Here is a 24,346-nt window from a genome sequence, read left to right as displayed (position 1 = left end):
TGTGGAAATGCCGCCACCTCATCTGCAACCGCGACGTCGAGATCAGATTGAGCAACCTCCGGCGCGGCCTCCGGGCTTGCCCATACTGCCCGCCGACACCCGGTGGCCGGCGCCGCTGGCCTGCAGACGAGGCCGAGGCCCTCATGCGCGCCGCCGGGCTGGAACCGCTCGAACCGTACGCCGGACGCCGTGACAAGGGGTGGCAGTGCCGCTGCAACGGCTGTGGGGGTGAGACATCACCAAGTCTGGGCGGCATTCTGGCGGGTCAGGGCGGCTGTCGGCGCTGCGCTGACCTACGGGCGGCAGGGGGCAGGAAGACCGCACCGGACGTTGCGGTGGCGGCCATGCGAGCGGCCGGCCTGGAGCCGCTGGAGCCCTATGCCACCTCAATGACGGCGTGGCGGTGCCGCTGCACAAGCTGCGGCAATGAGGTCACGCCGACTCTGATGAGGATCCGCCGTGGCGGAGGGTGTAAGTTCTGCGCCGCACACGGCATCGACCTGGCCGGGGCGTCGAAAGTCTACGTGATCACCCACCAGGAGTGGAACGCCGTCAAGATCGGCATCGGCGCTTGCACCGGTTACACCTCCCGCCTCATTCAGCACGAGCGCCAGGGCTGGCAGGTATACCAAGCGCGGGACTACACCACTGGGGCCGCCGCCCAGGATGTCGAACAGGCCGTACTGGGGCGCCTGCGTGAGGCCGGACTGGCTCCCTACCTCACCCGAGACATCATGCCGAACGGCTGGACCGAGACCTGCTCCGCAGAGCGCATCACGGCGGGCAAGATCTGGGCCATGGTCGAAGAAGAGACCCGGAACACGGAGGATCCGTACGCTCCCCGAGCCGGCGGTCGGCCGCGGGCGACGGTTCTCATCGATGCAGACGCCGCAGCTGCCGAGATGCGTGCCTGCGGATATGAACCGCTCGTTCCCTATCCAGGCCGCACCAACGCGACCTGGCCCTCGCGATGCACGACCTGCGGCCATGAAGGGCGTCCGACGTTCAATGCCGTCCGTAACGCGGGCCAACGCTGCCGTATCTGCCGAACGAAGGAAGCGCAGGGCAAGCGTTCCGCTGCGAACGCGCCGAAGGCGCTCGAAACGATGCGCGCGGCCGGACTCGAACCTCTGGAGCCCTACCCCGGCAACGCAACACCTTGGCGGTGCCGCTGCACAGGTTGTGGCCGCGAAACCACGCCGACGTACTCCAACGTCAACGGCGGTTCGAGCGGTTGCCGGTTCTGTGCTTTCAACTCGGCCACGGACGAACAAGCCTCCGCCGAGGTCCGTGCGGCTGGGTTCGAGCCCCTGGAGCCCTACCCCGGCCGCACCACAGACCGCTGGCGCTGCCGCTGCTCCTGCGGGAACGAAATCGCCACGCGCCTGACCTCCGTCAGGTCAGGGGTGAAAAGCTGCGTTAAGTGCCGCCGCTCAGGCGGCTATACCGATCCCCAAACAGCGGCCGCAGAGGCACGCGCGGCCGGGTTCGAGCCCTTGGAGACGTACCCCGGGAAGACCACTGACAAGTGGCGCTGTCGCTGCAGGTGTGGCACCGATGTCACGCTCACCCTGACCAGCATCCGCAGAGGCCGTAGCAAGTGTGGTACATGCTCTCGCCCCGCTACTCAACGATCAGGTGTCTCGACGAAATGCGACGCACGACAGGAGCACCTGTTCTAGAGGGTGCCGACGAGGAGGACAACGGCGGTGCCCCGACCGCTGTCTAACTAGCGGTGCGCCTGAAGGCTGGGGCACCCGTACGACGGGTGACCCAGCCCTCAAGGTCTGAATCCGCAGGCCACCTGAGCAGCCCCTCGGAGGGTCTGACGCCCCATCAGAACGAGCGTCAAGACACCTCCGCGAGCGTCATTTCAGCGTCAAGATATCGCCCGTAACGCACATAGCGCACATAGCGCACATCCGATAAAACCGCAGGTCAGCGACCCTTTTCGGCAGGCTCAAGGATCGCCACGCACTCCACATGATGCGTCATCGGAAACAGATCGAACGCCCGCAGCGTCCGCACCCGGTACCCGTTCTCCCGGAAGTACCCCAGATCCCGCGCCAGCGCAGCGGGATCGCAGGCGACGTAGGCGATACGACGCGCGCCCAGGGTCGCGAGATGCTGGACCGTCTTCTTGCCCGCCCCCGCGCGCGGCGGGTCCAGGACGATGAGGTCGACCTCGGTGATGCCGGTGCGGGGCAGGACGGACTCGACCTTGCCCTGCTCGATGCGGACGCGGGGGAAGTCGGCCAGGTTGTGGCGCGCGTCCTCCACCGCCCGCTTGCCGGACTCGATGCCGAGGACCGCGCCCTTCTCGCCCAGGCGGTCGGCGAGGGCACCGGCGAAGAGGCCGACGCCGCAGTACAAGTCCAACGCCATCTCGCCCTTGCGCGGGAGGAGGCCCTGCATGACTGCCTTGACCAGGGTGTCGGCGGCCTTCGGGTGGACCTGCCAGAAGCCGCCGCTGCCGACGCGGTAGGTGTGGTCGTCGGCCCGCTCGCGGACGAACGCGCGGCCGTGGACGCGGTGGACGCCGCCGTCCTTCTCGTCCACCCGCATCACGGAGGCGGGCTTGTCGAGCTCCACCAGCGGCAGACGGGCGCCGGGGCGGGGCTCCAGGATGACCATGCGGTCCTGCGAGCCGGTCGCGGCGATCGCGTCGACGGAGGCCATGCCCGACCAGTCCCGGTCCTCGATGCCGAGTTCGCTGACACCGGGGGCGGCGATCATGCAGTGGTCGATCGGCTCGACCTCGTGCGAGCGGTGGCGGCGCAGGCCGGCGTTGCCGTCCGCGTCGACCGCGTACTGCACGCGCGTGCGCCACTGCGGGACCTCGCCCGCCGGGAGCTTGTCGCCCTCGGCCGGCATGACGGTGCCGTCCCAGCCGGCCTCCTCGGGGGTGAGGCCCGCGAGCCGCTGGAGCTGCTCGGCGATGACCTCGCCCTTCAGGCGGCGCTGCGCGCCCGGCTTGGCGTGCTGCCAGTCGCAGCCGCCGCAGCGGCCGGGGCCGGCGAACGGGCAGGGCGCCGGGACGCGGTCCTTGGACGCGTCCAGGATCTCCACCGCGTCGGCGCGCAGGAAGCGCGCGCCCTCCTCGCCCTCGGTCACCCGGGCCACGACCCGCTCGCCCGGCAGGGTGTGCCGGACGAACAGCACCTGGCCCTCGGCGGTACGGGCGATGCAGTGGCCGCCGTGGGCGACGGGGCCGACCTCGACCTCATACTCCTCGCCCACCAGAGACTTCTTCTGTTCTGCCTGCATGGTGGGGTGACTCCAAGATCGGGGAGGGCTGGGCGGCGGCCGTACACCGGCCTGCGGGGACAACAGCCGACCAGTCTACGGGGTACCGCGTGCCCCCTCGGTCACTCCTTCGTGCCCGCGCCGTCCCTGGCCCGCTCGGCGGGTCCGCGTCGCACCGCGCCCGGCGCGTTCCACTCCTGGCGCCTGCGCGCCCGGTCCCGGGCGACCTGGGAGGACTCGAGCTGGTAGGGCACCGAGGTCACCATCACGCCGGGCGTGAACAGCAGCCGGCCCTTGAGCCGCAGCGCGCTCTGGTTGTGCAGCAGGTGCTCGTACCAGTGGCCCACCACGTACTCGGGGATGATCACCGAGACGGCGTCGCGCGGGGACTCCTTGCGCAGGCTCTTGACGTACTCGATGATCGGCCGCGTGATCTCGCGGTAGGGCGAGTCCAAGACCTTCAGCGGTACCGCGATGCCGCGCCGCTCCCACTCCTCGCGCAGGGTCTTCGTCTCCGCCGGGTCGACGTTGACGGTGAGCGCCTCCAGGGTGTCGGAGCGCATCAGCTTGGCGTAGGCCAGGGCGCGCAGCGTGGGGCGGTGGATCTTGGAGACCAGCACCAGGGAGTGCACGCGGGAGGGGCGCACGCTGTCGTCGGTGGGGCCGTCGACGGCGGAGATCTCCTCGGCGACCCGGTCGTAGTGCTTACGGATCGCGGTCATCGTCGCGTAGAAGATGCACATGCCCAGCAGGGCGACCCAGGCGCCGTGGGTGAACTTGGTGACCAGCACGACGACCAGCACCAGGCCGGTGAAGAAGGCGCCGAAGGTGTTGATCGCGCGGGCCCGCTTCATCCGGCTGCGCTCGGCCGGGTTCTTCTCGGCGGCCAGGTGCCGGTTCCAGTGCCGGACCATGCCGGTCTGGCTGAGGGTGAAGGACACGAACACGCCGACGATGTAGAGCTGGATCAGCCGCGTGGAGTCGGCGCCGTAGATGACCACCAGCAGCGCCGCCGTGCCGGACAGCAGCACGATGCCGTTGGAGAAGGCGAGGCGGTCGCCGCGGGTGTGCAGCTGCCGGGGCAGGTAGCGGTCCTGCGCGAGGATCGAGCCGAGCAGCGGGAAGCCGTTGTACGCCGTGTTCGCCGCGAGGAAGAGGACCAGGGCCGTCGCCGCCGCGAGGACGACGAACAGGAAGCTGCCCTTGCCGAAGACCGCCTCGGCGACCTGGGAGATCACCGGGTTCTGCACGTAGCCGGAGCCGATGGGCACGCCGTCGCGCAGCAGGTCGGTCGCCGGGTACTCGGCCATGCGCACCTTGGTGGACATGGCGAGGGCGATGATGCCGCAGAACATGGTGACGGCCAGCAGGCCCATCGCCGCGAGCGTGGTCGCCGCGTTCCTGGACTTGGGCTTGCGGAAGGCGGGGACGCCGTTGGAGATGGCCTCCACGCCGGTGAGGGCCGCGCAGCCGGAGGAGAAGGCGCGCAGGAGCAGGAAGACCAGGGCGAAGCCCGCGAGGCCCTGGTGCTCGGCCTTGATGTGGAGGTCGGCGGTGGGGGCGCGCATCGTGTCCCCGAGGACCAGGCCCCGGAACGCACCCCACGCGATCATGATGAAGACGCCGCCGACGAACACGTAGGTCGGGATGGCGAAGAGCTTGCCGGACTCCTTCACGCCGCGCAGGTTCATCAGCGTCAGCAGGACGATCACGGCGGAGGCGCACAGCACCTTGTGCTCGACCACGAAGGGGATCGCCGAGCCGAGGTTCTCGATGCCGGAGGCGATGGACACGGCCACGGTCAGCACGTAGTCGACGAGCAGGGCGCTGGCGACGGTGAGCCCGGCCCGGGGGCCGAGGTTGGTGGTCGCCACCTCGTAGTCGCCGCCGCCGCTGGGGTAGGCGTGCACGTTCTGCCGGTAGGAGGCGACCACCGTGAACATCAGCACGACGACCGCGACCGCGATCCAGGGGCTGAAGTGGTACGCCGACACGCCCGCGATGGACAGGACCAGCAGGACCTCCCCCGGCGCGTAGGCGACGGAGGACAGCGGGTCGGAGGCGAAGACGGGGAGGGCGATGCGCTTCGGCAGGAGCGTCTCGCCCAGCCGATCACTGCGCAGAGCGCGCCCGATCAGGATCCGTTTGGGCACGTCGGTCAGTTTGGACACGAGAAGGGATCGTAAGGCTTCGAACAGGCAGCCGCCCACCCGGTGGTCATGTTCTGCCTCACGAGTGAATTCGGGGGCGCGCGGAAGTGGGGTGTGCCGGGTGTGCGCGCCCCCGTGCCTAGATGTCAGCCCCGGCCCGTCATCGCACTTCGGAGGTCCCATGCCCGCCCTCGCCGAGCTGCTCGGGGCCGTGCTCGCCCTCGCCCTCGTCGCCGTCCTCACCGGGTACAGCGTGCGCAGCATCACTCGGCGCCGGGAAGCGGGGGTGACCACGGTCACGGAACAGCGCAGATGAGGGCCCCCGCGAAGGGTCCGCGCCGGATACCGGAAGCACGCGTGTGCAGCTTTGGGCCTCGGTCTGAGACCCTGATGCCGAGCAGCAACTTTTGGACACCGGAAGGACGGTCGTGCACATCGTCATCATGGGCTGCGGCAGAGTGGGTTCCGCTCTCGCCCAGACCCTGGAGCAACAGGGCCACACGGTCGCGGTGATCGACCGGGACCCCACCGCCTTCCGCAGGCTGGGACCGGGATTCGGCGGCCGCCGGGTCACCGGTGTGGGCTTCGACCAGGACACCCTGCGCGAGGCCGGCATCGAGGAGGCGGGCGCCTTCGCCGCGGTCTCCAGCGGTGACAACTCCAACATCATCTCCGCGCGGGTGGCGCGCGAGATGTTCGGTGTGGAGAACGTGGCCGCCCGGATCTACGACCCGCGCCGTGCCGAGGTGTACCAGCGTCTGGGCATCCCGACGGTCGCCACGGTCCGCTGGACCGCCGACCAGATGCTGCGCCGGCTGCTGCCCTCGGGCGCGGAGCCGCTGTGGCGCGATCCCACCGGCGGGGTCCAGCTCGCCGAGGTGCACGCCTCCGCGAAGTGGGTCGGCCACAAGATCAGCAAGCTCCAGGAGGAGACGAGCGTCCGCGTGGCGTTCCTGACCCGGCTGGGCGAGGCCGTGCTGCCCACCTCGCAGACGGTCCTCCAGGAGGGCGATCTGGTGCACGTGATGATGCGCACGGACGAGGTCGAGAAGGTCGAGGCGGCGTTCGCCGAGGGTCCCGAAGAGGAGGGCGGTCACTGATGAGGGTCGCCATTGCCGGAGCCGGGGCGGTCGGCCGCTCGATCGCGGCGGAACTGCTGGAGAACGGCCACGAGGTCCTGCTGATCGACAAGGCGCCGACCGCCATCTCGGTGGAGCGGGTGCCGCAGGCGGAGTGGCTGCTCGCCGACGCCTGTGAGATCACGGCCCTGGACGAGGCCGCGCTGCAGCGCTGCAACGTCGTGATCGCCGCGACGGGTGACGACAAGGTCAACCTGGTCGTCTCGCTGCTCGCCAAGACGGAGTACGGCGTCCCGCGCGTCGTCGCCCGGGTGAACAACCCCAAGAACGAGTGGCTGTTCAACGAGTCGTGGGGTGTGGACGTGGCCGTCTCCACGCCGCGTCTGATGTCCGCCCTGGTCGAGGAGGCGGTGAGCGTCGGCGATCTGGTCCGGCTGCTGCGCTTCAGCCACGGCGACGCCAACCTGGTGGAGCTGACCCTGCCGGAGGAGTCGGCGCTGGCCGGCACCCAGGTCGGGGACGTGGAGTGGCCCGAGGACACCAGCCTGGTCACCATCATCCGCGGCACCCGCGTGCTGACGCCGTCCAAGGAGGACTCCCTGGAGGCGGGCGACGAACTCCTCTTCGTGGCCGCGCAGGCCCGCGAGGAGCAGTTGGAGGACCTGCTGTCGGTGCGCCGCGAGAGCGCCTGAGCCGGAACAGACGAGGAGAGCACCCGCCGATTTCCCGGCGGGTGCTCTCCTCGTGCGTGTACGGAGCGTCTAGGCGCCCCTGCGGTGCCTACCGGCCGCGGACTCGCCGGTCTCGGCTGCGGGGCCCTCACGCCCGGCCTCGGCGGCCTTCTCGGCCTCCTCCGCCTTCTCGGCGGCCTCCATCTCGGCGAACACGTCGATCGGCGGCGGCGCCTTGGCCAGGAAGACCCAGGTGAGGTAGACCGCCAGCAGGAAGGGCGGGATCTTCAGGATGACCAGGACCCAGCCGAGCTGGGTGGTGTCGGCCCACCAGTAGAGCGGGAAGAGGATCGCGCACTTGGCGAGCAGGATCAGGCCCCAGGCCCAGCTCGCCTTGGCGTAGGCCTTCTTCCGGCCGGGGTTGCGGGTGCGCCAGGAGAGGTTCTCCTTGAAGACCGGGCCGAGCATCAGGCCGATCAGGGGCACCCCGGCGAGGGTCGTGATGATGTACGCGAGCGCCAGGCCGAGGGTGTAGAGCATGCCGGGCAGGTAGAAGTCCTTGGCGTTGCCCGTGAACATGGCGAACACGACACCGAAGGCGACACCGAAGACGCCGCTGAAGGCGTGCTTGACGGTGTCCTTGCGCAGCAGCCGGACGACGAGCATCACCAGCGCGACGCCGAGCGCGGCGGCCGCGGAGAGGTGCAGGTCCTTGTTGATCGTGTAGATCGTGACGAACAGCAGGCCGGGCAGCACCGTCTCGACCATGCCGCGGATGCCGCCGAAGGCCTCGAACAGCGCGGCCTCGGTGACCGCGCGGGAGTCGTGGTCCTGCCCGGTGCCGTCGGGCGGGCTCTGCCCGGCGTCTTGGGTCGGCTTGTCGAGGGACGTCACCGGCTACTCCCGTCCGAGGGGTCGCAGTTCGTATTTCGGGTTGAACAGCACGCGGCGGCCCCGGCTCATCGAGATCCGGCCCGACGCGATCAGCTTGCGTCCCGGTTCTATGCCCGTGATGGAGCGCCTGCCCAGCCACACCACGTCCAGCGCGGCGGTGCCGTCGAACAGCTCCGCCTCCAGGGCCGGGACACCGGCCCGCGGCCGCAGGGTGACCGTGCGCAAGGTACCAGTCACGGTGACGATCTGCCGGTCGTGGCAGTCGCCGATCCGGGTGCATCCGGCGGTCTCGGTGTCCTCGCGCAGCTCCTCCGACTCCAGGTCCTCCTGGGAGGTGGAGAGCCGGTCCAGCATGCGGCGGAACCGGCCGGCCGGCTTTTCGGAACGGGGAACGCCACTCATGTCTGAAAGCCTACCGGGGAGGGGCGGTGAGGCCGTACTCCAGAGGGGGACGGCGGCCGGTCCGGATCACTTCTCGAAGCGGTATCCCATGCCGGGTTCGGTGATGAAGTGGCGGGGGCGTGCCGGGTCGGCCTCCAGCTTGCGGCGGAGCTGGGCCATGTAGACCCGGAGGTAGTTGGTCTCGGTGCCGTAGGAGGGCCCCCAGACCTCGCGCAGCAGCTGCTTCTGGCCGACCAGCCGGCCGGTGTTGCGGACCAGCACCTCCAGCAGGTGCCACTCGGTGGGCGTGAGCCGGACGTCCTTGCCCCCGCGGTCGACCTTCTTGGCGGCCAGGTCTACGGTGAACCCGGCCGTCTCCACGGTGACCACGTCGTCCTCGCCGGTCCCGGCCGGCTCGGCCCGGCGTACGGCGGCCCGCAGCCTGGCGAGGAGTTCGTCCATGCCGAAGGGCTTGGTGACGTAGTCGTCGGCGCCGGCGTCCAGCGCCTCGACCTTCTCGTCGGAGGAGTGGCGGGCGGACAGCACCAGGATGGGCACCCGGGTCCAGCCGCGCAGCCCCCGGATCACCTCGACGCCGTCCATGTCGGGCAGGCCGAGGTCGAGGACGATCACGTCGGGGTGGCGGGAGGCGGCGAGCTGGAGGGCGGTGCGGCCGTCGGGGGCCGAGTCGACGTCGTACGAGCGCGCCTTGAGGTTGATCACGAGGGCCCGCACGATCTGCGGTTCGTCGTCGACCACCAGCACCCTGGTCATTGCGGCTGCCTTTCCTGTTCTTCGGTGCCCCGCGCGGTACCGGGCCGCTCGGGGCGGGGCCGGGCGGCGCGGAGGCTGAGCACCATGGTGAGTCCGCCGCCCGGGGTGTCCTCGGCGGTGAGGGTGCCGTCCATGGCCTCGGCGAAGCCGCGGGCGACGGCCAGGCCGAGGCCGACCCCGGCTCCGCGCGGGGCGTCGCCGTAGCGCTGGAACGGCTCGAAGATACGGTCCTTCGCGTCGTCCGGGACACCGGGGCCGCGGTCCACCACGCGCACCTCGACCCGGTCCACCAGGGCGCTGGCGGACACGGTGACGCGGCGGCCGGGCGGACCGTACTTGACGGCGTTCTCCACCAGGTTGGCGACCGAGCGCTCCAGCAGGCCGGGGTCGACGGCGACCATGGGCAGCGTCTCGGGGACGTCCAGGAGGACGCTGTCCTCGGGGACGCCGACCAGGGCCATCGGCACCACCTCGTCCACGTCGATCTCGCGGATCAGCGGGGTGACGGTGCCGGTCTGGAGGCGGGACATGTCGAGCAGGTTGCCCACGAGGTGGTCGAGCCGGTCGGCGCCCTCCTCGATGCCCTCCAGCAGCTCGGCCCGGTCCTCCTCGGACCACGCCACGTCGTCGGAGCGCAGGGAGGAGACGGCGGCCTTGATCCCGGCCAGCGGGGTGCGCAGGTCGTGGCTGACGGCGGCGAGCAGGGCGGTACGGATGCGGTTGCCCTCGGCGAGCGCGCCGGCCCGGTCGGCCTCGGCCTTGAGGCGGCTGCGGTCGAGCACGACGGCGGCCTGCGCGGCGAAGGCGGCCAGTACCCGGCGGTCCTCGGCGGGCAGCACCCGGCCGGTGAGCGCGAGCGCCATGTGGTCGCCGACCGGCATGTCGACGTCGGCGTCCTCGGGCCGCTCCAGCGGGGGCCCGAGTCCGGCGCGCCCGGCGCAGGTCCAGGGCTCCAGGTCGCCGGCCCGTTCCAGCAGGGCGGCGGACTCCATGGCGAAGGTCTCCCGGACCCGTTCCAGCAGCGCGTCCAGGCTGGTCTCGCCGCGCAGGACGTTGCCGGCGAGGAAGGAGAGGATCTCCGACTCGGCGCGCAGCCGGGCCGCCTGGTGGGTGCGGCGGGCGGCGAGGTCGACCACGGAGGCGACCGCCATACCGACGCCGAAGAAGATGGCGATGGCGACGATGTTGCGCGGGTCGGAGACGGTCAGCCGGTGCAGGGGCGGGGTGTAGAAGAAGTTCAGCAGCAGGGAGCCCAGCGCGGCCGAGGCGAGCGCGGGGAGCAGTCCGCCGAGCAGGGCCGCCGCGACCGTGACCGCCAGGAACAGCAGCATGTCGTTGGCGAGGCCGAGGTCGACGGTGTTGAGCAGCACCGCCAGTACGGCGGGGCCGGCGAGGGCGGCCGCCCAGCCGGCGACGATCCGGCCCCGGCCGAGCCGGGAGCCGCGGGCCACGGGCAGGCCGCGCCCCTTGGCGACCTCCTCGTGGGTGACGATGTGCACGTCGAGGTCGGGTCCGGACTCCCGGGCCACGGTGGCGCCGACGCCGGGTCCGAAGACGTACTGCCACGCCTTGCGGCGCGAGGAGCCGAGCACGATCTGGGTGGCGTTGACGCCGCGCGCGAAGGCCAGCAGGGCGGCGGGTATGTCGTCGCCGACCACGTGGTGGAAGGTGCCGCCCAGGTCCTCCGCCAGGGTGCGCTGGAGGGCGAGTTCCTTCGGGGAGGCGGCGGTGAGGCCGTCGCTGCGGGCTATGTAGACCGCCAGCACCTCGCCGCCGGCGCCCTTCTCGGCGAGCCGGGCGGCGCGGCGGATCAGGGTGCGCCCCTCGGGGCCGCCGGTCAGGCCGACCACGATGCGCTCGCGGGAGCCCCAGATCCGGGAGACCCGGTGCTCGCTGCGGTAGGCGTTGAGGTGCTCGTCGACCCGGTCGGCGACCCACAGCAGGGCCAGCTCGCGCAGGGCGGTGAGGTTGCCGGGGCGGAAGTAGTTGGACAGGGCCGCGTCGACCTTGTCGGGCTGGTAGACGTTGCCGTGGGCCATGCGGCGGCGCAGGGCCTGCGGGGACATGTCGACCAGCTCGATCTGGTCGGCCCGCCGTACGACCTCGTCGGGCAACGTCTCGCGCTGGCGCACCCCGGTGATCGACTCGACCACGTCCCCGAGGGACTCCAGGTGCTGGATGTTGACGGTGGAGACGACGTCGATCCCGGCGGCGAGGAGTTCCTCCACGTCCTGCCAGCGCTTGGTGTTGCGGGACCCGGGGACGTTGGTGTGGGCGAGTTCGTCCACCAGGGCGACGGCGGGGGCGCGGCGCAGCACCGCGTCGACGTCCATCTCCTCGAAGCTCCCGCCCCGGTGCCCGAGCCGCCCGCGCGGCACGGTCTCCAGGCCGTGCAGGAGCAGTTCGGTGCGGGGCCGGCCGTGGTGTTCGACGAAGGCCACCACGCAGTCGGTGCCCCGCTCCGCACGGCGGTGCGCCTCGGCGAGCATGGCGTAGGTCTTGCCCACGCCCGGTGCCGCGCCGAGGTAGATCCGAAGCTTGCCGCGTGCCATGGCCCCATCGTCTTTCCGGTGACTGCCGCCCACACCTCGCGTCGACCATACGGCGGGCGGTGCGGACAAAGCGGACGGGAGGCCTCGCTCCGGGATGCTTTGACGCATCCCTGACGCCGCGGGGCGGCCGGAGCGCGCGCAGGGCCGCACCCCCGGGGGATGCGGCCCTGCGTCGTCGTCCGCCGTCAGCGGACCTCGGTGATCTCCGGGCCGCGCTGGAGCTGGCCCATGCCGCCGGAGAAGCGGGAGCCCTCCTCCTGCTGGACACCCTCGGGGACCATCTGGGCGTCGTTGGGCAGCTTGAGGACGATCGGGTCGCGGGGGGCCATCGGGCCGTCGCCGCGGACCACGACCGTGTCCCGGAAGATCTGCTCCAGCAGCCCGGCCGCCTGCGGCTGCACCGCGCCCTGGCCGGAGATCACACCGCGCAGGAACCAGCGGGGGCCGTCCACGCCGATGAACCGCACGACCTGGAATCCGCCGGTGCCGTCGGGCAGCTGCACCGGCACCTGGGCCCGCAGCTCCCAGCCGAGGGGGCCCTCGACCTCGTCGACGATGCCGCCCTGCTGGGTGATGCCGCCCGCGATCTCGTCGCGGACCTCGCCCCAGATGCCCTCGCGCTTGGGCGCGGCGAACGCCTGGAGCTGGACGGCGCTGTCCTGCAGTACGACGGTGGCGGCGACGATCGCGTCACCGGCGACCTCGACCCGCAGTTCCATGCCGTCGACACCCGGTACGAACAGACCCCCGAGGTCGACACGGCCCTCGGCCGGGTCGCGCACCTCGGTGGAGTCCCAGGGTCCGTCGGGCCGCGGCTCGGGCTCGAGCCGTACCCGCGTCTGCTCTTCCGCCTCGGTGTCGACGCTGTCGACGACCTGCTCGGTCTCGCCGGCCGCGTCCTCGGCGGCACCCTTCTTGTTGCGACGTCCGAACACGTCACTGTCCTTCCCGGTCGGATACGACCGAAGCGTATCGATTCCCACCCGCCCGGCCGCCTTCGGCGGCCGGACCGTCGTGCCGCGCTAGCCGTCCACCGAGGCGTGGCCTCCGGTGGACCCGAAGCCCCCCTCCGCCCTCACCGAACCGGGAAGTTCCGCGACCTCGTGGAAGCGGACCCTCTCGACCTGCTGGACGACCAGTTGGGCAATCCGGTCGAAGCGCTCGAACCGCACGCTGTCGCGCGGATCGAGATTCACCACGATCACCTTGATCTCTCCACGGTACCCGGCATCAACCGTCCCTGGGGCGTTCACCAGCGCTACTCCGCAGCGGGCCGCGAGACCCGAGCGGGGGTGCACGAAGGCCGCGTACCCCTCGGGGAGCGCGATGGCCACCCCCGTGGGCAGTACGGCGCGCTCGCCGGGCTTCAGTTCGCAGGGCTCGGTGGTGCGCAGATCGGCGCCGGCGTCTCCGGGGTGCTCGTAGGCCGGGAGCGGCACCTCGGGGTCGATACGGCGCAGCCGGACGTCGAGCGGGGGGCGGGTCACGGGTTCACCTCGAAGGCGCGGGCGCGCCTGATCTGGTCCGGGTCGCTCATGGCGGCCTGGATCTCCTGCGGGCGGCCGTGCTCGGTGAAGTGGCCGGTCTTCACCTCGACGAACAGTGCCTCGGCGCGCACGGCCACGGGGCCCTCGGGGCCGCCTATGCGGCCGGTGGCGCGGGAGTAGATCTTGCGTCCGGCGACGGCGGTGACCTCGGCCTCCAGGTGCAGCACGGTGCCCACGGGCACGGGGCGCACGAAGTCGGTCTCCAGCCGGCCGGTGACCGCGATGGTGCGCAGCAGCCAGTTCAGCGAGCCGAGGGTCTCGTCCAGGGCGGTGGCGAGCACTCCGCCGTGCGCGAGACCGGGGGCGCCCTGGTGGGCGGGCTGGACGGTGAACTCGGCGGTCAGCGAGACGCCGTCGCCCGCGCGGGCCTCCAGGTGCAGCCCGTGCGCCTGTCCGGGGCCGCAGCCGAAACAGTGTTCGTAGTGGGCACCGAGGAGCTCACCGGGTGCGGGAGCGTCGGGGTGCCGCTCGGGCCGCGTCGCGTCGGCGGGGGGCTGAAGGCTTGCGGAACTCACAGGCGCAGACCTTACCGGTCCGTTCTGTGGCCGCCACCACGCCGTCGTACGGGCGGCCACCCGGCGTCCGGGATGTCCGGACACCGTGCCAAGCTTGGCTCATGCAGCTCTCCGCCGCCCCCTACGAAGAACGCCTGACCGCCCCGCGCTCGTGGTGGCTGATCAGCGTGCTCGTGGGTGTCTCGTTCGCCCTGATCCTGCTGCCCTTCGGCACCCTGCCGCTGCTCGGCGGGCTGGTCGGCGGCACGGCCGTCGCGGCGGTGATGGCCAGCGCCTACGGCTCCCCGCGCATCCGTGTGGTGGGTGACGCGCTGATCGCGGGCGAGGCCCGCATCCCCCTGTCGGCGCTCGGCGCCGCCGAGGTGCTGGACGCGGAGGAGGCCCGCGCCTGGCGCACGTACAAGGCCGACACCCGCGCGTTCCTGCTGCTGCGCGCCTACATCCCGACGGCGCTGCGGGTCGAGGTGACCGACCCGGAGGACCCGACGCCGTACCTGTACCTGTCGACGCGCGAGCCGGAGCGGCTCGCGGCGGCGATCGCGGGCGCGAAGGCGGCCTGAGCGGCCTGGGCGGCCGCCGGGAGGCTCAGCTCCCGGTGCCCTCGGGGTATCCGGCGATCCGCAGCGGGTCGTCGGGTTCCTCCAGCGGCGGCAGGTCGGGCAGCTTGTCCCACGGCACCTGGCTCTTGCGCAGGTCGGCCCGGACGCGCCCGGCGAGCTTTCTGGTGTCGCGGCGGTTCATGACCGCGCCGACGGCGGCGCCGACCATGAACGGCATGAGGTTGGGCAGGTTGCGGACCATGCGCTTCATGATCTGCTGGCGCAGTTCGCGTTTCATCCGGCCGCCGAGGGCGACGTCGATGGTCGACGGCTTCATCACGTCGATCCCGCGCTCCCCCGACCAGGAGGACAGGTACGCGGTGCTGCGGGTCTTCAGGTTCCCCGGCGGGCGCAGGCCGTAGACCTCGTGGAGTTCGGCGATGAGCTTCAGCTCGATCGCGGCGACCCCGGTGATCTCGGCGGCCAGCTCGGTGGGCATGGCGGGCGGTACGGGGAGCATGGCGGCCGCGCCGATGCCGGCGCCGACCGTGGAGGTGCCGTTGGCCGCCCCGGCCACGAGCTTGTCGGCGAGCTGCTCGGGCCCGAGGCCCGGGAACTGCCGGCGCAGTGTCGCCAGGTCGCGTACGGGGACGCGCGGGGCGAGGTCGATGATCCGGTCCGCGAGGTAGGCGAGCCCCGCGCGGGCGTGGGTGCGGCCTCTGCGGGCGCCCTCGCCGGCCAGCAGCCGGGCGCGGTCGCGGATCGCGGCAGCCCTGCCCGCCGGTCGCGGTTCCGCGCGGCCGGGGGACTCCCCCGTCCTGGCCGTCGCGGACCCGGACGCCGGTTCGAGCGAGGCCCCCGGTTCGGCGGGGCCCCGCTCGTCGTCGTCACGCGTGCCGTGCGGGCCCTTCACGGGCCCTTTGTCCGCTCCCGGCAGATGGAAGCGGCGCTTCCGCGGAGGGGTCGAGCCAGTCACGGCCGACCCGTCCTCAGTCGCAGTCGCGGCAGATCGGCTGGCCGTTCTTCTCACGGGCCAACTGGCTGCGGTGGTGGACCAGGAAGCAGCTCATGCAGGTGAACTCGTCCTGCTGCTTGGGCAGCACGCGGACGGCCAGTTCCTCGTTGGAGAGGTCGGCGCCCGGCAGCTCCAGGCCCTCAGCGGCCTCGAACTCGTCGACGTCCACCGCGGAGGTGGACTTGTCGTTCCGGCGGGCCTTCAGCTCTTCGAGACTGTCCGAGTCGACGTCGTCGTCGGTCTTGCGTGGAGTGTCGTAATCGGTTGCCATGTGTCGCTCTCCCCCTCTGGGTGTCTGCGGTGTCTTCAGCGCACGTAACGCGTGAGAGGCCGGACTTGTGCCCGACCTGAGGCGGAGATTTTGCCTCACATCAAGGTCTGTTACTCAATCGACACCCAACCCGGCCCCTCGTGAGTGATCGGGTTGGATGGCGGTGAGGACCGTACACGGTTCGAATGCCGCACCTCAAAGGCGCCTCATCGTGTACTTCCCGTGATCAGGAGCCTTGAAAACCCGGATTTTCCCGGCTTTACGGCCCCCTTCATGATCACAGTGAGTGCATGGCCGGAAATCCGCCCATGTGATTGATCACACAGGGAAAACCTCTTTCGGTGCTCGGAAAATTCCGCGCGAAGCGAACATCCTCCGCGAGTGTCGGGATCTGTGACAACGACGGTCACAACGGCAGGGTCACCCGCATCACCAGACCGCCGCCCTCGCGCGGCACGGCCGCGATGTGGCCGCCGTGGGCGCGCGCCACGGACCGGACGATGGACAGCCCCAGCCCGACCCCCTTGTCGCTGCCCGTACGCTCCGTGCGCAGCCGCCGGAACGGCTCGAAGAGGTTGTCGATCTCGTACGCGGGCACCACGGGACCCGTGTTCGAGACCGTCAGCACCGCGCGGCCGTGCTCGACCGCCGTGGTGACCTCCACCCAGCCGCTCTCGGGTGCCTCGGCGTCGCCGTCGCCGGTGCCCCCCTCACCGGGAGCCACGTTGTAGCGCACCGCGTTCTGCACCAGGTTGAGCGCGATGCGCTCCAGCAGGACGCCGTTGCCCCGCACCACGGCGGGCTCCAGCCCGCTGCGGATCTCCACCTTCCTGGCCTCGGCCTCGCCGCGCACCTGGTCGATGGCCTGTCCGGCCACCTCCGCAAGGTCCACCGGACCCCGCTCGACGATCTGGTTGTCGCTGCGGGCCAGCAGCAGCAGGCCCTCCACGAGCTGCTCGCTGCGCTCGTTGGTGGCCAGCAGGGTCTTGCCGAGCTGCTGGAGCTCCACCGGGGCGTCCGGGTCCGAGAGGTGGACCTCCAGCAGGGTGCGGTTGATCGCCAGCGGGGTGCGCAGCTCGTGGGAGGCGTTGCCGACGAAGCGCTGCTGGGCGGTGAAGGCCCGCTGGAGCCGCTCCAGCATGTCGTCGAAGGTGTCGGCCAGCTCCTTCAGCTCGTCGTCGGGGCCGTCCAGCTCGATCCGGCGGGACAGGTCGGACCCGGCCACCTGACGGGCGGTGCGGGTGATCCGGCCCAGCGGGGAGAGCACCCGGCCGGCCATCGCGTAGCCGAACGCGAAGGCGATCACCGCGAGGCCCAGCAGGGCCAGCAGGGAGCGGCTGAGCAGGTTGTCCAGGGCGACCTGGCGCTGGTGGTCGACGCACTGGCTGATCGCGGTGTTGAAATCCTGCAGCGACAGGCTGGTGGTGTTGTTGATCGCCGGGCAGTTGCCGCTGGAGACCCGGAGGTCCTGGTAGCCGACGATCTTGAACAGCGGCTGGTTGCCGGTGCTGATCGCCTGCGCCGCCAGCAGATAGATGATCGACAGCAGCAGGATGCCCGCGATGAGGAACATGCCGCCGTACAGCAGCGTGAGGCGTATCCGGATGGTCGGACGCAGCCAGGGGAAGGGCGGCTGGGGGCGGGGGTCCCAGGTGGGCTTCGGGGGCGCCTGCGGGGGCGCGGGTGTGGCGGCCACGGCGGATCAGATCCGGTAGCCCGAGCCGGGGACGGTCACGATCACCGGGGGTTCGCCGAGTTTGCGGCGCAGCGTCATCACCGTCACCCGCACCACGTTGGTGAAGGGGTCGGTGTTCTCGTCCCACGCCTTCTCCAGCAGCTGCTCCGCCGAGACGACGGCGCCCTCGCTGCGCATCAGCACCTCCAGCACCGCGAACTCCTTGGGCGCGAGCTGGACCTCCTTGCCGTCGCGGAAGACCTCGCGGCGGTTGGGGTCGAGCTTGATGCCGGCCCGCTCCAGGACCGGGGGCAGGGGCACGCTGGTGCGGCGGCCGAGGGCGCGCACGCGCGCGATCAGCTCGCTGAAGGCGAACGGCTTGGGCAGGTAGTCGTCCGCGCCGATCTCCAGCCCCTCGACGCGGTCGCTGACGTCGCCGGACGCGGTGAGCATGAGCACGCGCGTGGGCATCCCCAGCTCCACGATGCGGCGGCAGACGTCGTCGCCGTGCACGAGGGGGAGGTCGCGGTCGAGGACGACCACGTCGTAGTCGTTGACGCCGATGCGCTCCAGGGCGGCCGCACCGTCGTACACGACGTCGACGGCCATGGCCTCCCGGCGCAGTCCGGTGGCCACCGCATCGGCGAGCAACTGCTCGTCCTCGACGACGAGTACACGCACGTCGCTAGTCCTTCCTGAAGTCCGCCCGCGTGAGCCGCGCCGGAGCGCGGGCGGGCGGGGCCGTCCGTGGGATCGTGGGCCTCCATCCTGCCCTTTTCGGCCATAAGTCGGCTGTAAGCCGGGTGCGGCACCGCAGGGGCGGGGGTGGCGGGACGAGAATGCCGCAATTTCTCCGGTCGGCGAGGTTTCCCCGGCATGGCGCGCGGGGAGGACGGCTTTACACCCCGCGATCACGCTCTGCATGTGCCGCAGCACCATGCGGTACTCCGCGATCACTCCGCGGAGCGGGCGCGGGTGTCCGGCACCGCCGCCGCCCAGCAGGGCAGCGCTGGGCACTCGCGGCGATGATCGCCCCTTCCTTGAACCAGGCACACCCGTGCCAACGACCCACGACCCAGGACGAGGGGGCGCAGCATGGACGCTTTCACCACGGGACTTCTGCAGCGCATACAGACGACCGAGTCCGACCTCACCCGGGCTCGTGACGAGGGGGACGAATTCCTCGTCGAGGTGGAGCAGGGCGAGCTGGACGACCTGCGCCGCCTCGCGGCCGAGCACGGTGTGGAGGTCGGCGTCACCCACGCCTGACCGGCTTCGCACACAAGAAGGAGCGGGCCCCGGCACGCCTGTGCCGGGGCCCGCTCTTTTCCGCTGCGCGCGGTCAGCACTTTCCGCCGCGCGGCGCGGTCAGTCCTGCCAGGTGCCGAAGTCCCCCAGCAGCCGCTGGAGGGGCTCGAAGACGCTCGGGGTACCCGCGAGCGTCAGCGCGCCCGAGGGGCGCTCTCCGGGCCGCCCACCGGTCACGGCGCCCGCTTCCCGCGCGATGAGGTCCCCCGCGGCCACGTCCCACGGGTTGAGCCCGCGCTCGTAGTACGCGTCGAGGCGGCCGCAGGCCACGTCGCACAGCTCGATCGCCGCCGAGCCGCCGCGCCGGATGTCCCGGACCAGCGGGATCAGCCGGGCCGCGACGGCGGCCTGGCGGGCGCGGGCCTCGGCGACGTAGGCGAAGCCCGTGGCGACCAGCGCCTGGTCGAGCGGGGCGGGCGGGCGGCAGGCCAGCGGGCGCTCGCCCTCCCACGCCCCGGTCGCCCAGGCGCCGCCGCCGAGCACGGCCTGGTAGGTCTCGCCGCGCATCGGGGCCGCGACCACACCGGCGACGGTCTCCCCGTCCACCTCGGCCGCGATGGAGACGGCCCAGGTCGGCAGCCCGTACAGGTAGTTGACCGTGCCGTCGAGCGGGTCGATCACCCAGCGGACTCCGCTGGTGCCCTCGGAGCTGGCGCCCTCCTCACCGAGGAAGCCGTCCTCGGGGCGGCTGCCGGAGATGAGGTCGACGATCAGCTTCTCGGCGGCGAGGTCCATCTCGGTGACGACGTCGACCGGGCTGGACTTGGTCGCGGCCACCGCGAGGTCGGCCGGGCGGCCGTCGCGCAGCAGCGCGCCCGCCTCGCGGGCGGCCCGCTGGGCGAGCTGGAGCAGTTCGGAACGGAGCGGGTCGGTCACGGGTCTCCTCACGCGTAGGGGCTGTCGGCGCCCGCGGCCGCGGGGCGCGGGGCGCGGGCCGGGCAGCAGCCGACCGGGCACAGGTCGTGGCTCGCGCCGAGCGCGCCCAGGGCGCACGGTGTGACGGCCTCGCCGCGCTCGGTGCCGGCGCGCTCGGTGACGAGGTCGCGGACGGCGGCCGCGAACCGGGGGTCGGCGCCCACGGTCGCCGAGCGGCGCACCGGCAGGCCCAGTTCGGCCGCCCTGGCCGTGGCCTCGGTGTCGAGGTCGTAGAGGACCTCCATGTGGTCGGAGACGAAGCCGATGGGCGCCATGACGACGGCCGGGACCCCGGCGGCGTGCCGCTCCTGAAGGTGGTCGCAGATGTCCGGCTCCAGCCAGGGGATGTGCGGGGCGCCGGAGCGGGACTGGTAGACGAGCTGCCAGGGGTGGTCGACGCCGGTGCGCTCGCGGACGGCGTCGGCGACGAGCCGGGCCACCTCCAGGTGCTGGGCGACGTAGGCGCCGCCGTCGCCGTGGTCCCCGGCCGGGCCGGAGGTGTCGGCCGCCGCGGTCGGGATGGAGTGGGTGGTGAAGGCGATGTGAGCGCCGTCGCGGATTTCCTCGGGGAGGTCGGCCAGCGAGCGCAGGACGCCGTCGGCCATGGGCTCGACGAAGCCGGGGTGGTTGAAGTAGTGCCGGAGCTTGTCGACCTTCGGGGGCGTGAGGCCCTCGGCCTGGAGCGCGCCGAGCGCGTCGGCCAGGTTCTCCCGGTACTGGCGGCAGCCCGAGTAGGAGGCGTAGGCGCTGGTGGCGAGGACCAGGACCCGGCGGCGGCCGTCGGCGGTCATCTCGCGCAGGGTGTCGGTGAGGTAGGGCTGCCAGTTGCGGTTGCCCCAGTAGACGGGCAGGTCCAGCCCGTGGTCCGCGAAGTCCTTGCGCAGCGCGTCCAGCAGCTCGCGGTTCTGCTCGTTGATCGGGCTGACCCCGCCGAACAGGAAGTAGTGCTGCCCGACCTCCTTGAGGCGTTCCCTGGGGATACCGCGGCCGCGCGTGACGTTCTCCAGGAACGGGACCACGTCGTCCGGCCCCTCGGGACCGCCGAAGGAGAGCAGGAGGAGGGCGTCGTAGGGGGTGGCATCGAGCGCGTCTGGCATGACTCGATCCTGCCACCCGCCACTGACAGGGAGGAAACGGCACGAGGACGCGCCGGGAATGCAGGTGTTCGCACTGATTCGCCCGGCCCGGAGAACCGGCTGCGTTAGGGTCACCTAACTTGTAAGCTGTATCCACCCACTTCGCGCCTTACTGAGCAGTCCAGACGGAGCCCCGCGTGCCCAGCCCCTACCGCGCCCTGTTCACCGAACCGGGCACCAAGAGCTTCTCCGCCGCGGGTCTCGTCGGACGGATGCCACTGTCGATGATGGGCATCGGTGTGGTCACGATGATCTCCCAGCTCACCGGGCGCTACGGCCTCGCGGGCGCGCTCTCGGCCACCATGGCGCTCTCCGCCGCCGTGCTCGGGCCGCAGATCTCCCGGCTGGTGGACCGGCACGGCCAGCGCCGGGTGCTGCGCCCCGCGACCCTGGTGGCGCTCGCCGCGGGCGCCGGGCTGCTGCTGGCCGCGCACTTCGGCTGGCCGGACTGGACACTGTTCGCCTTCGCCGCCGGGGTCGGCGCGGTGCCCAGCCTGGGCGCGATGATCCGTTCCCGCTGGGCCGCGCTGTACGCCGGCGACCCCAGGCTGCACACCGCCTACTCCTTCGAGTCGGTCGTCGACGAACTCTGCTTCATCCTCGGACCGATCGTCTCCATCGGCCTGTCCACGGCCTGGTTCCCGGAGGCGGGCCCGCTGCTCGCGGCCTGCTGTCTGGCCGTCGGCGTGTTCTGGCTGACCGCCCAGCGGGCCACCGAGCCGGTGCCGCACCCGCGCGAGCACCACGGCGCGGGCAGCGCGCTGCGCTCCCCCGGACTCCAGGTGCTGGTGGCGACCTTCGTGGCCACGGGCACGATCTTCGGCGCCATCGACGTGGTCACCGTCGCCTTCGCCGACGAGCGCGGCCACAAGGGCGCGGCCAGCGTGGTCCTCGCGCTCTACGCCGCCGGATCGTGCCTCGCGGGCCTGGTCTTCGGCCTGATGCGCTTCTCCGGGCCGCCTCAGCGCCGGTGGCTCCTGGGAGTGAGCGCGATGGCCATGAGTATGATCCCACTCCTACTGGTCGGAAACCTGGCGCTTCTGGCCGTGGCACTGTTCGTTGCGGGGCTGTCCATCGCACCGACGATGATCACGACGATGTCCCTCATCGAAAAGCACGTACCTCGCGCGAACCTCACCGAGGGCATGACCTGGGTGGGCACCGGCCTCGCGGTCGGGGTCGCGCTCGGCTCCGCCGCGGCGGGCTGGGTGATCGACGCGGCCGACGCGCGCGCCGGGTACGGGGTCCCGGTGGTCGCCGGGGCGGCCGCGGTCGTGGTCGGTTTCCTCGGGTACCGCCGGCTGCGCAGGCCGGTCACGGGGCGGGGAGGCACCGTTGAGCAGCAGGGCGAACTCGAAGCACGGAATCTGGCGTAACTGGGGCGGCAACGTGACCGCCCGGCCCGCCCGGCAGGCGTCTCCGGCCTCGGTCGAGGAGCTGGCCGCCGAGGTGCGCGGAGCCGCCGAACGGGGTCTGCGGGTGAAGGCGGTGGGCACCGGGCACTCCTTCACCTCCGTCGCGGCCACGGACGGGGTGCTGATCCGCCCCGACCTGCTGACCGGCATCCGCGGCATCGACCGCGCCGCCATGACCGTGACGGTCGAGGCAGGGACCCCGCTGAAGCGGCTCAACGCGGCGCTGGCGCGCGAGGGGCTGTCGCTCACCAACATGGGCGACATCATGGAGCAGACCGTCGCCGGCGCCACCAGCACCGGCACGCACGGCACCGGCCGGGAGTCCGGTTCCATCGCCGCCCAGATCAGGGGGCTCGAACTGGTCACCGCCGACGGCTCGGTGCTCACCTGCTCCGCCGAGCGGAACCCCGAGGTGTTCGCGGCCGCCCGGATCGGCCTCGGCGCGCTGGGGATCGTCACCGCGGTGACCCTGGCCGTGGAGCCGCTGTTCCTCCTCACCGCCCGCGAGGAACCGATGCCGCTCGACCGGGTGCTGGCCGAGTTCGACCAGCTCTGGGCGGAGAACGAGCACTTCGAGTTCTACTGGTTCCCGCACACCGGGAGCACCAACACCAAGCGCAACAACCGCAGCGCGGGCCCCGCACGGCCGGTGGGGCGGGCGGCCGGCTGGTTCGAGGACGAGTTCCTCTCCAACGGCGTCTTCCAGGCCGCCCAGTGGGTGGGCCACGCGGCCCCGGTCTCCGTCCCGGCCCTCGCCCGGATCTCCAGCCGGGCCCTGTCGGCGCGGTCCTACACCGACATCCCCTACCGGGTGTTCACCTCGCCGCGCCGGGTGCGGTTCGTGGAGATGGAGTACGCGGTGCCCCGCGCGGCGCTGGCCGACACACTGCGCGAACTGAAGGCGGCGGTAGAGCGGTCCGGGCTGCGGGTCAGCTTCCCGGTCGAGGTGCGCACCGCGCCCGCCGACGACATCACGCTGTCCACGGCCTCGGGCCGGGACAGCGCGTACGTCGCCGTGCACATGTTCCGGGGCACCCCTTACCAGGCCTACTTCAGCGCCGCCGAGCGCGTGTTCACCGCGCACGAGGGCCGGCCGCACTGGGGCAAGGTGCACACCCGCGACGCGGAGTACCTCGAAGGGGTGTATCCGCGCTTCACCGAGTTCACGGCAGTGCGGAACCGACTGGATCCGGAACGGCTGTTCCAGAACGACTACTTGCGGAGGGTTCTGGGGACGTAGGCGCCGTCTCCGTCCCGCCCTCGCTGGGCGTGGGGGCGGAAGTCGCGGTCCCGTCCTGACCGGGCGTGGTGCTCGGCCGGCCGCTCGGGGTCCGGGTGGTCTCGGGCGCGGTCGGCCGCGTGGTGGCGCCACCGCCGCCGGACGGGGTCTCCTCGGTGGGCGCGGGTGTCGTGGACGGGGCCGGGTCGGGGGCGCGGTCGTCGTCGCGGCGGTGGTGCGAGGAGCTCCGGCCGCCGACGGCGTCGCTGACCGTGGTGCCCGAGCCGCCGCTGAAGGTGTTGCCGGACGCGGCCTCGTAGGCGGTGATGCCGCCCATGGTGACGCCGAAGACCAGGGCCGCGGCGAGCAGCGGGCGCTTCCAGCTCTTGACCTTCGCCCGGTAGACCGTGCCCTCGGTGAACTCGCCCGGCACCGGCTCCGGTACACCCGCGACCGCTCCCGTCCGAAGGCGCGGGACGTCCCTGGCCTCGCGGAGCTGCTCCCCCGTACGCCGGAAGAACTGCTGGAAGACAGAGCCGCCGCAGGTGGCGACGATGCTGACCACTCCGGCGCCCAGGATCGTGCCGTACACCCCGAAGTAGGAGGCCATCTTGGCCGCCACGACCGCCGCGAGCGCACTGCCCGCGACCTGGGGGACGTTCAGGTCGAACCGTTTTCGACCCTCGTCGGGCGTTTCACGCATACCCGGAACCTGCCTGCCTTTCCCGTACTCGACTCGACTCGCGACCACCGCGGGCCGGCCGGTCGCACGAGGGAGGGACGTGCGGACCGGAGCATTAGTTCCGTTTGGCCGCATTGCGTGAACTTCGCCACGTTGGTGCGCGGCGGAACCCGCCCATGGGCGGCCAAGTCGCACCCCTCGGCTGAAGTTGAGTGGCGCGCCGACCGACGCGCATGGCCCGAATGGAGTACTGTTGCGAGCCCTGGGCACCGGTGTCCCATAGGGATGTCCGGAGCCTCGCAGGGCCGCCAGGAGGGGGAAAGTTGCACAGGGTGATGAAGTTCGTCACTCAGCGTTGCGAA

Annotated in this window: 23 protein-coding genes and 1 pseudogene; 8 read left to right on the top strand and 16 right to left on the bottom strand. The window is 71.7% G+C overall.

All coding sequences use genetic code 11. From position 1 onward, the window contains the following. The first annotated feature begins 335 nt into the window (after positions 1-335). Entirely contained in the window at positions 336-1,682 is a 1,347-nt protein-coding gene (locus ABZ898_RS14410) for a hypothetical protein (RefSeq protein WP_361657404.1), read from the top strand. A 256-nt stretch (positions 1,683-1,938) separates the two neighbouring features. Here the strand turns inward: ABZ898_RS14410 and ABZ898_RS14405 are convergent, their stop codons facing one another. After that, entirely contained in the window at positions 1,939-3,267 is a 1,329-nt protein-coding gene (locus ABZ898_RS14405; protein WP_361657401.1) for a TRAM domain-containing protein, read from the bottom strand. 101 nt (positions 3,268-3,368) lie between these two features. Then, a complete protein-coding gene (locus tag ABZ898_RS14400) occupies positions 3,369-5,417 on the bottom strand; it encodes an APC family permease (RefSeq protein ID WP_361657399.1) in 2,049 nt (682 codons plus the stop codon). A 160-nt stretch (positions 5,418-5,577) separates the two neighbouring features. Here ABZ898_RS14400 and ABZ898_RS14395 point away from each other — a divergent pair, with 160 nt between their 5' ends. The 3 genes from ABZ898_RS14395 (at position 5,578) to ABZ898_RS14385 (ending at position 7,167) form a co-directional block, all read left to right on the top strand. After that, entirely contained in the window at positions 5,578-5,712 is a 135-nt protein-coding gene (locus tag ABZ898_RS14395) for a hypothetical protein (RefSeq protein ID WP_361657397.1), read from the top strand. A 112-nt stretch (positions 5,713-5,824) separates the two neighbouring features. Beyond that, positions 5,825-6,496, top strand: coding sequence for a TrkA family potassium uptake protein (locus tag ABZ898_RS14390; RefSeq protein WP_361657394.1), 672 nt, complete (start codon positions 5,825-5,827; stop codon positions 6,494-6,496). Then, complete coding sequence (locus ABZ898_RS14385) at positions 6,496-7,167, top strand: TrkA family potassium uptake protein (protein ID WP_161145732.1); 672 nt, start codon at positions 6,496-6,498, stop codon at positions 7,165-7,167. The genes ABZ898_RS14390 and ABZ898_RS14385 overlap by 1 nt, the downstream gene beginning before the upstream one ends. Before the next feature lie 69 nt (positions 7,168-7,236). Here the strand turns inward: ABZ898_RS14385 and ABZ898_RS14380 are convergent, their stop codons facing one another. From ABZ898_RS14380 to ABZ898_RS14350, 7 genes and pseudogenes are all read right to left on the bottom strand, one after another. Then, entirely contained in the window at positions 7,237-8,040 is an 804-nt protein-coding gene (locus tag ABZ898_RS14380) for a DUF3159 domain-containing protein (protein WP_361657391.1), read from the bottom strand. A 3-nt stretch (positions 8,041-8,043) separates the two neighbouring features. Then, positions 8,044-8,442, bottom strand: coding sequence for an OB-fold nucleic acid binding domain-containing protein (locus ABZ898_RS14375; protein ID WP_078858303.1), 399 nt, complete (start codon positions 8,440-8,442; stop codon positions 8,044-8,046). A gap of 66 nt (positions 8,443-8,508) precedes the next feature. Then, the gene (locus tag ABZ898_RS14370; RefSeq protein ID WP_361657388.1) at positions 8,509-9,195 is read right to left on the bottom strand and encodes a response regulator; all 687 of its coding nucleotides are present in this window, start codon (positions 9,193-9,195) and stop codon (positions 8,509-8,511) included. After that, a complete protein-coding gene (locus tag ABZ898_RS14365; protein ID WP_361657385.1) occupies positions 9,192-11,747 on the bottom strand; it encodes an ATP-binding protein in 2,556 nt (851 codons plus the stop codon). Before ABZ898_RS14365 ends, ABZ898_RS14370 begins: the two co-directional genes overlap by 4 nt. 185 nt (positions 11,748-11,932) lie before the next feature. Beyond that, positions 11,933-12,682: a DUF3710 domain-containing protein gene (locus ABZ898_RS14360; RefSeq protein WP_361657382.1), complete on the bottom strand. Its 750-nt coding sequence runs from the start codon at positions 12,680-12,682 to the stop codon at positions 11,933-11,935. 1 nt (position 12,683) lies between these two features. Next, positions 12,684-13,234 (bottom strand): annotated as a pseudogene (gene dut / locus ABZ898_RS14355) (dUTP diphosphatase). Beyond that, complete coding sequence (locus tag ABZ898_RS14350) at positions 13,231-13,809, bottom strand: PaaI family thioesterase (protein WP_361657380.1); 579 nt, start codon at positions 13,807-13,809, stop codon at positions 13,231-13,233. The pseudogene dut and the gene ABZ898_RS14350 overlap by 4 nt, the downstream one beginning before the upstream one ends. Before the next feature lie 101 nt (positions 13,810-13,910). Between ABZ898_RS14350 and ABZ898_RS14345 the strand changes: the two genes are divergently transcribed. After that, positions 13,911-14,369: a DUF3093 domain-containing protein gene (locus ABZ898_RS14345; RefSeq protein ID WP_361657377.1), complete on the top strand. Its 459-nt coding sequence runs from the start codon at positions 13,911-13,913 to the stop codon at positions 14,367-14,369. Between the two features lie 25 nt (positions 14,370-14,394). On the opposite strand, the gene ABZ898_RS14340 is transcribed toward ABZ898_RS14345, so the two are convergent. From ABZ898_RS14340 to ABZ898_RS14325, 4 genes are all read right to left on the bottom strand, one after another. Further along, a complete protein-coding gene (locus tag ABZ898_RS14340; protein ID WP_361657374.1) occupies positions 14,395-15,324 on the bottom strand; it encodes a hypothetical protein in 930 nt (309 codons plus the stop codon). Between the two features lie 13 nt (positions 15,325-15,337). Then, a complete protein-coding gene (locus tag ABZ898_RS14335; RefSeq protein ID WP_005481602.1) occupies positions 15,338-15,634 on the bottom strand; it encodes a DUF4193 domain-containing protein in 297 nt (98 codons plus the stop codon). A 406-nt stretch (positions 15,635-16,040) separates the two neighbouring features. Further along, positions 16,041-17,330: a HAMP domain-containing sensor histidine kinase gene (locus tag ABZ898_RS14330; RefSeq protein ID WP_361657371.1), complete on the bottom strand. Its 1,290-nt coding sequence runs from the start codon at positions 17,328-17,330 to the stop codon at positions 16,041-16,043. 6 nt (positions 17,331-17,336) lie between these two features. After that, a complete protein-coding gene (locus ABZ898_RS14325; protein ID WP_007387794.1) occupies positions 17,337-17,990 on the bottom strand; it encodes a response regulator transcription factor in 654 nt (217 codons plus the stop codon). 414 nt (positions 17,991-18,404) lie between these two features. Here ABZ898_RS14325 and ABZ898_RS14320 point away from each other — a divergent pair, with 414 nt between their 5' ends. Beyond that, on the top strand, positions 18,405-18,578 hold the full coding sequence (locus ABZ898_RS14320) for a hypothetical protein (protein WP_361657369.1): 174 nt from the start codon (positions 18,405-18,407) through the stop codon (positions 18,576-18,578). Positions 18,579-18,677: 99 nt separating this feature from the next. Here ABZ898_RS14320 and ABZ898_RS14315 read toward each other — a convergent pair whose 3' ends face one another. Continuing rightward, positions 18,678-19,493, bottom strand: a complete 816-nt coding sequence (locus ABZ898_RS14315; protein WP_361657367.1) for an inositol monophosphatase family protein — start codon at positions 19,491-19,493, stop codon at positions 18,678-18,680. Positions 19,494-19,501: 8 nt separating this feature from the next. Further along, positions 19,502-20,629 (bottom strand): ferrochelatase, encoded by a 1,128-nt coding sequence (locus ABZ898_RS14310; protein WP_361657364.1) that lies wholly within the window; start codon positions 20,627-20,629, stop codon positions 19,502-19,504. A 176-nt stretch (positions 20,630-20,805) separates the two neighbouring features. Between ABZ898_RS14310 and ABZ898_RS14305 the strand changes: the two genes are divergently transcribed. Both ABZ898_RS14305 and ABZ898_RS14300 read left to right on the top strand, forming a co-directional pair. Continuing rightward, complete coding sequence (locus tag ABZ898_RS14305) at positions 20,806-22,044, top strand: MFS transporter (RefSeq protein WP_361657361.1); 1,239 nt, start codon at positions 20,806-20,808, stop codon at positions 22,042-22,044. Further along, a complete protein-coding gene (locus ABZ898_RS14300) occupies positions 22,004-23,323 on the top strand; it encodes a D-arabinono-1,4-lactone oxidase (protein ID WP_361657358.1) in 1,320 nt (439 codons plus the stop codon). The genes ABZ898_RS14305 and ABZ898_RS14300 overlap by 41 nt, the downstream gene beginning before the upstream one ends. On the opposite strand, the gene ABZ898_RS14295 is transcribed toward ABZ898_RS14300, so the two are convergent. Continuing rightward, on the bottom strand, positions 23,247-24,005 hold the full coding sequence (locus tag ABZ898_RS14295) for a hypothetical protein (RefSeq protein ID WP_361657355.1): 759 nt from the start codon (positions 24,003-24,005) through the stop codon (positions 23,247-23,249). The genes ABZ898_RS14300 and ABZ898_RS14295 overlap by 77 nt on opposite strands. Positions 24,006-24,346 lie beyond the last annotated feature (341 nt).

This window comes from Streptomyces sp. NPDC046860 (assembly GCF_040645115.1).
GTDB lineage: Bacteria > Actinomycetota > Actinomycetes > Streptomycetales > Streptomycetaceae > Streptomyces.
The sequence above is the reverse complement of the archived record's forward strand: the minus strand, read 5'-3'. Positions and strand labels throughout refer to the sequence as shown.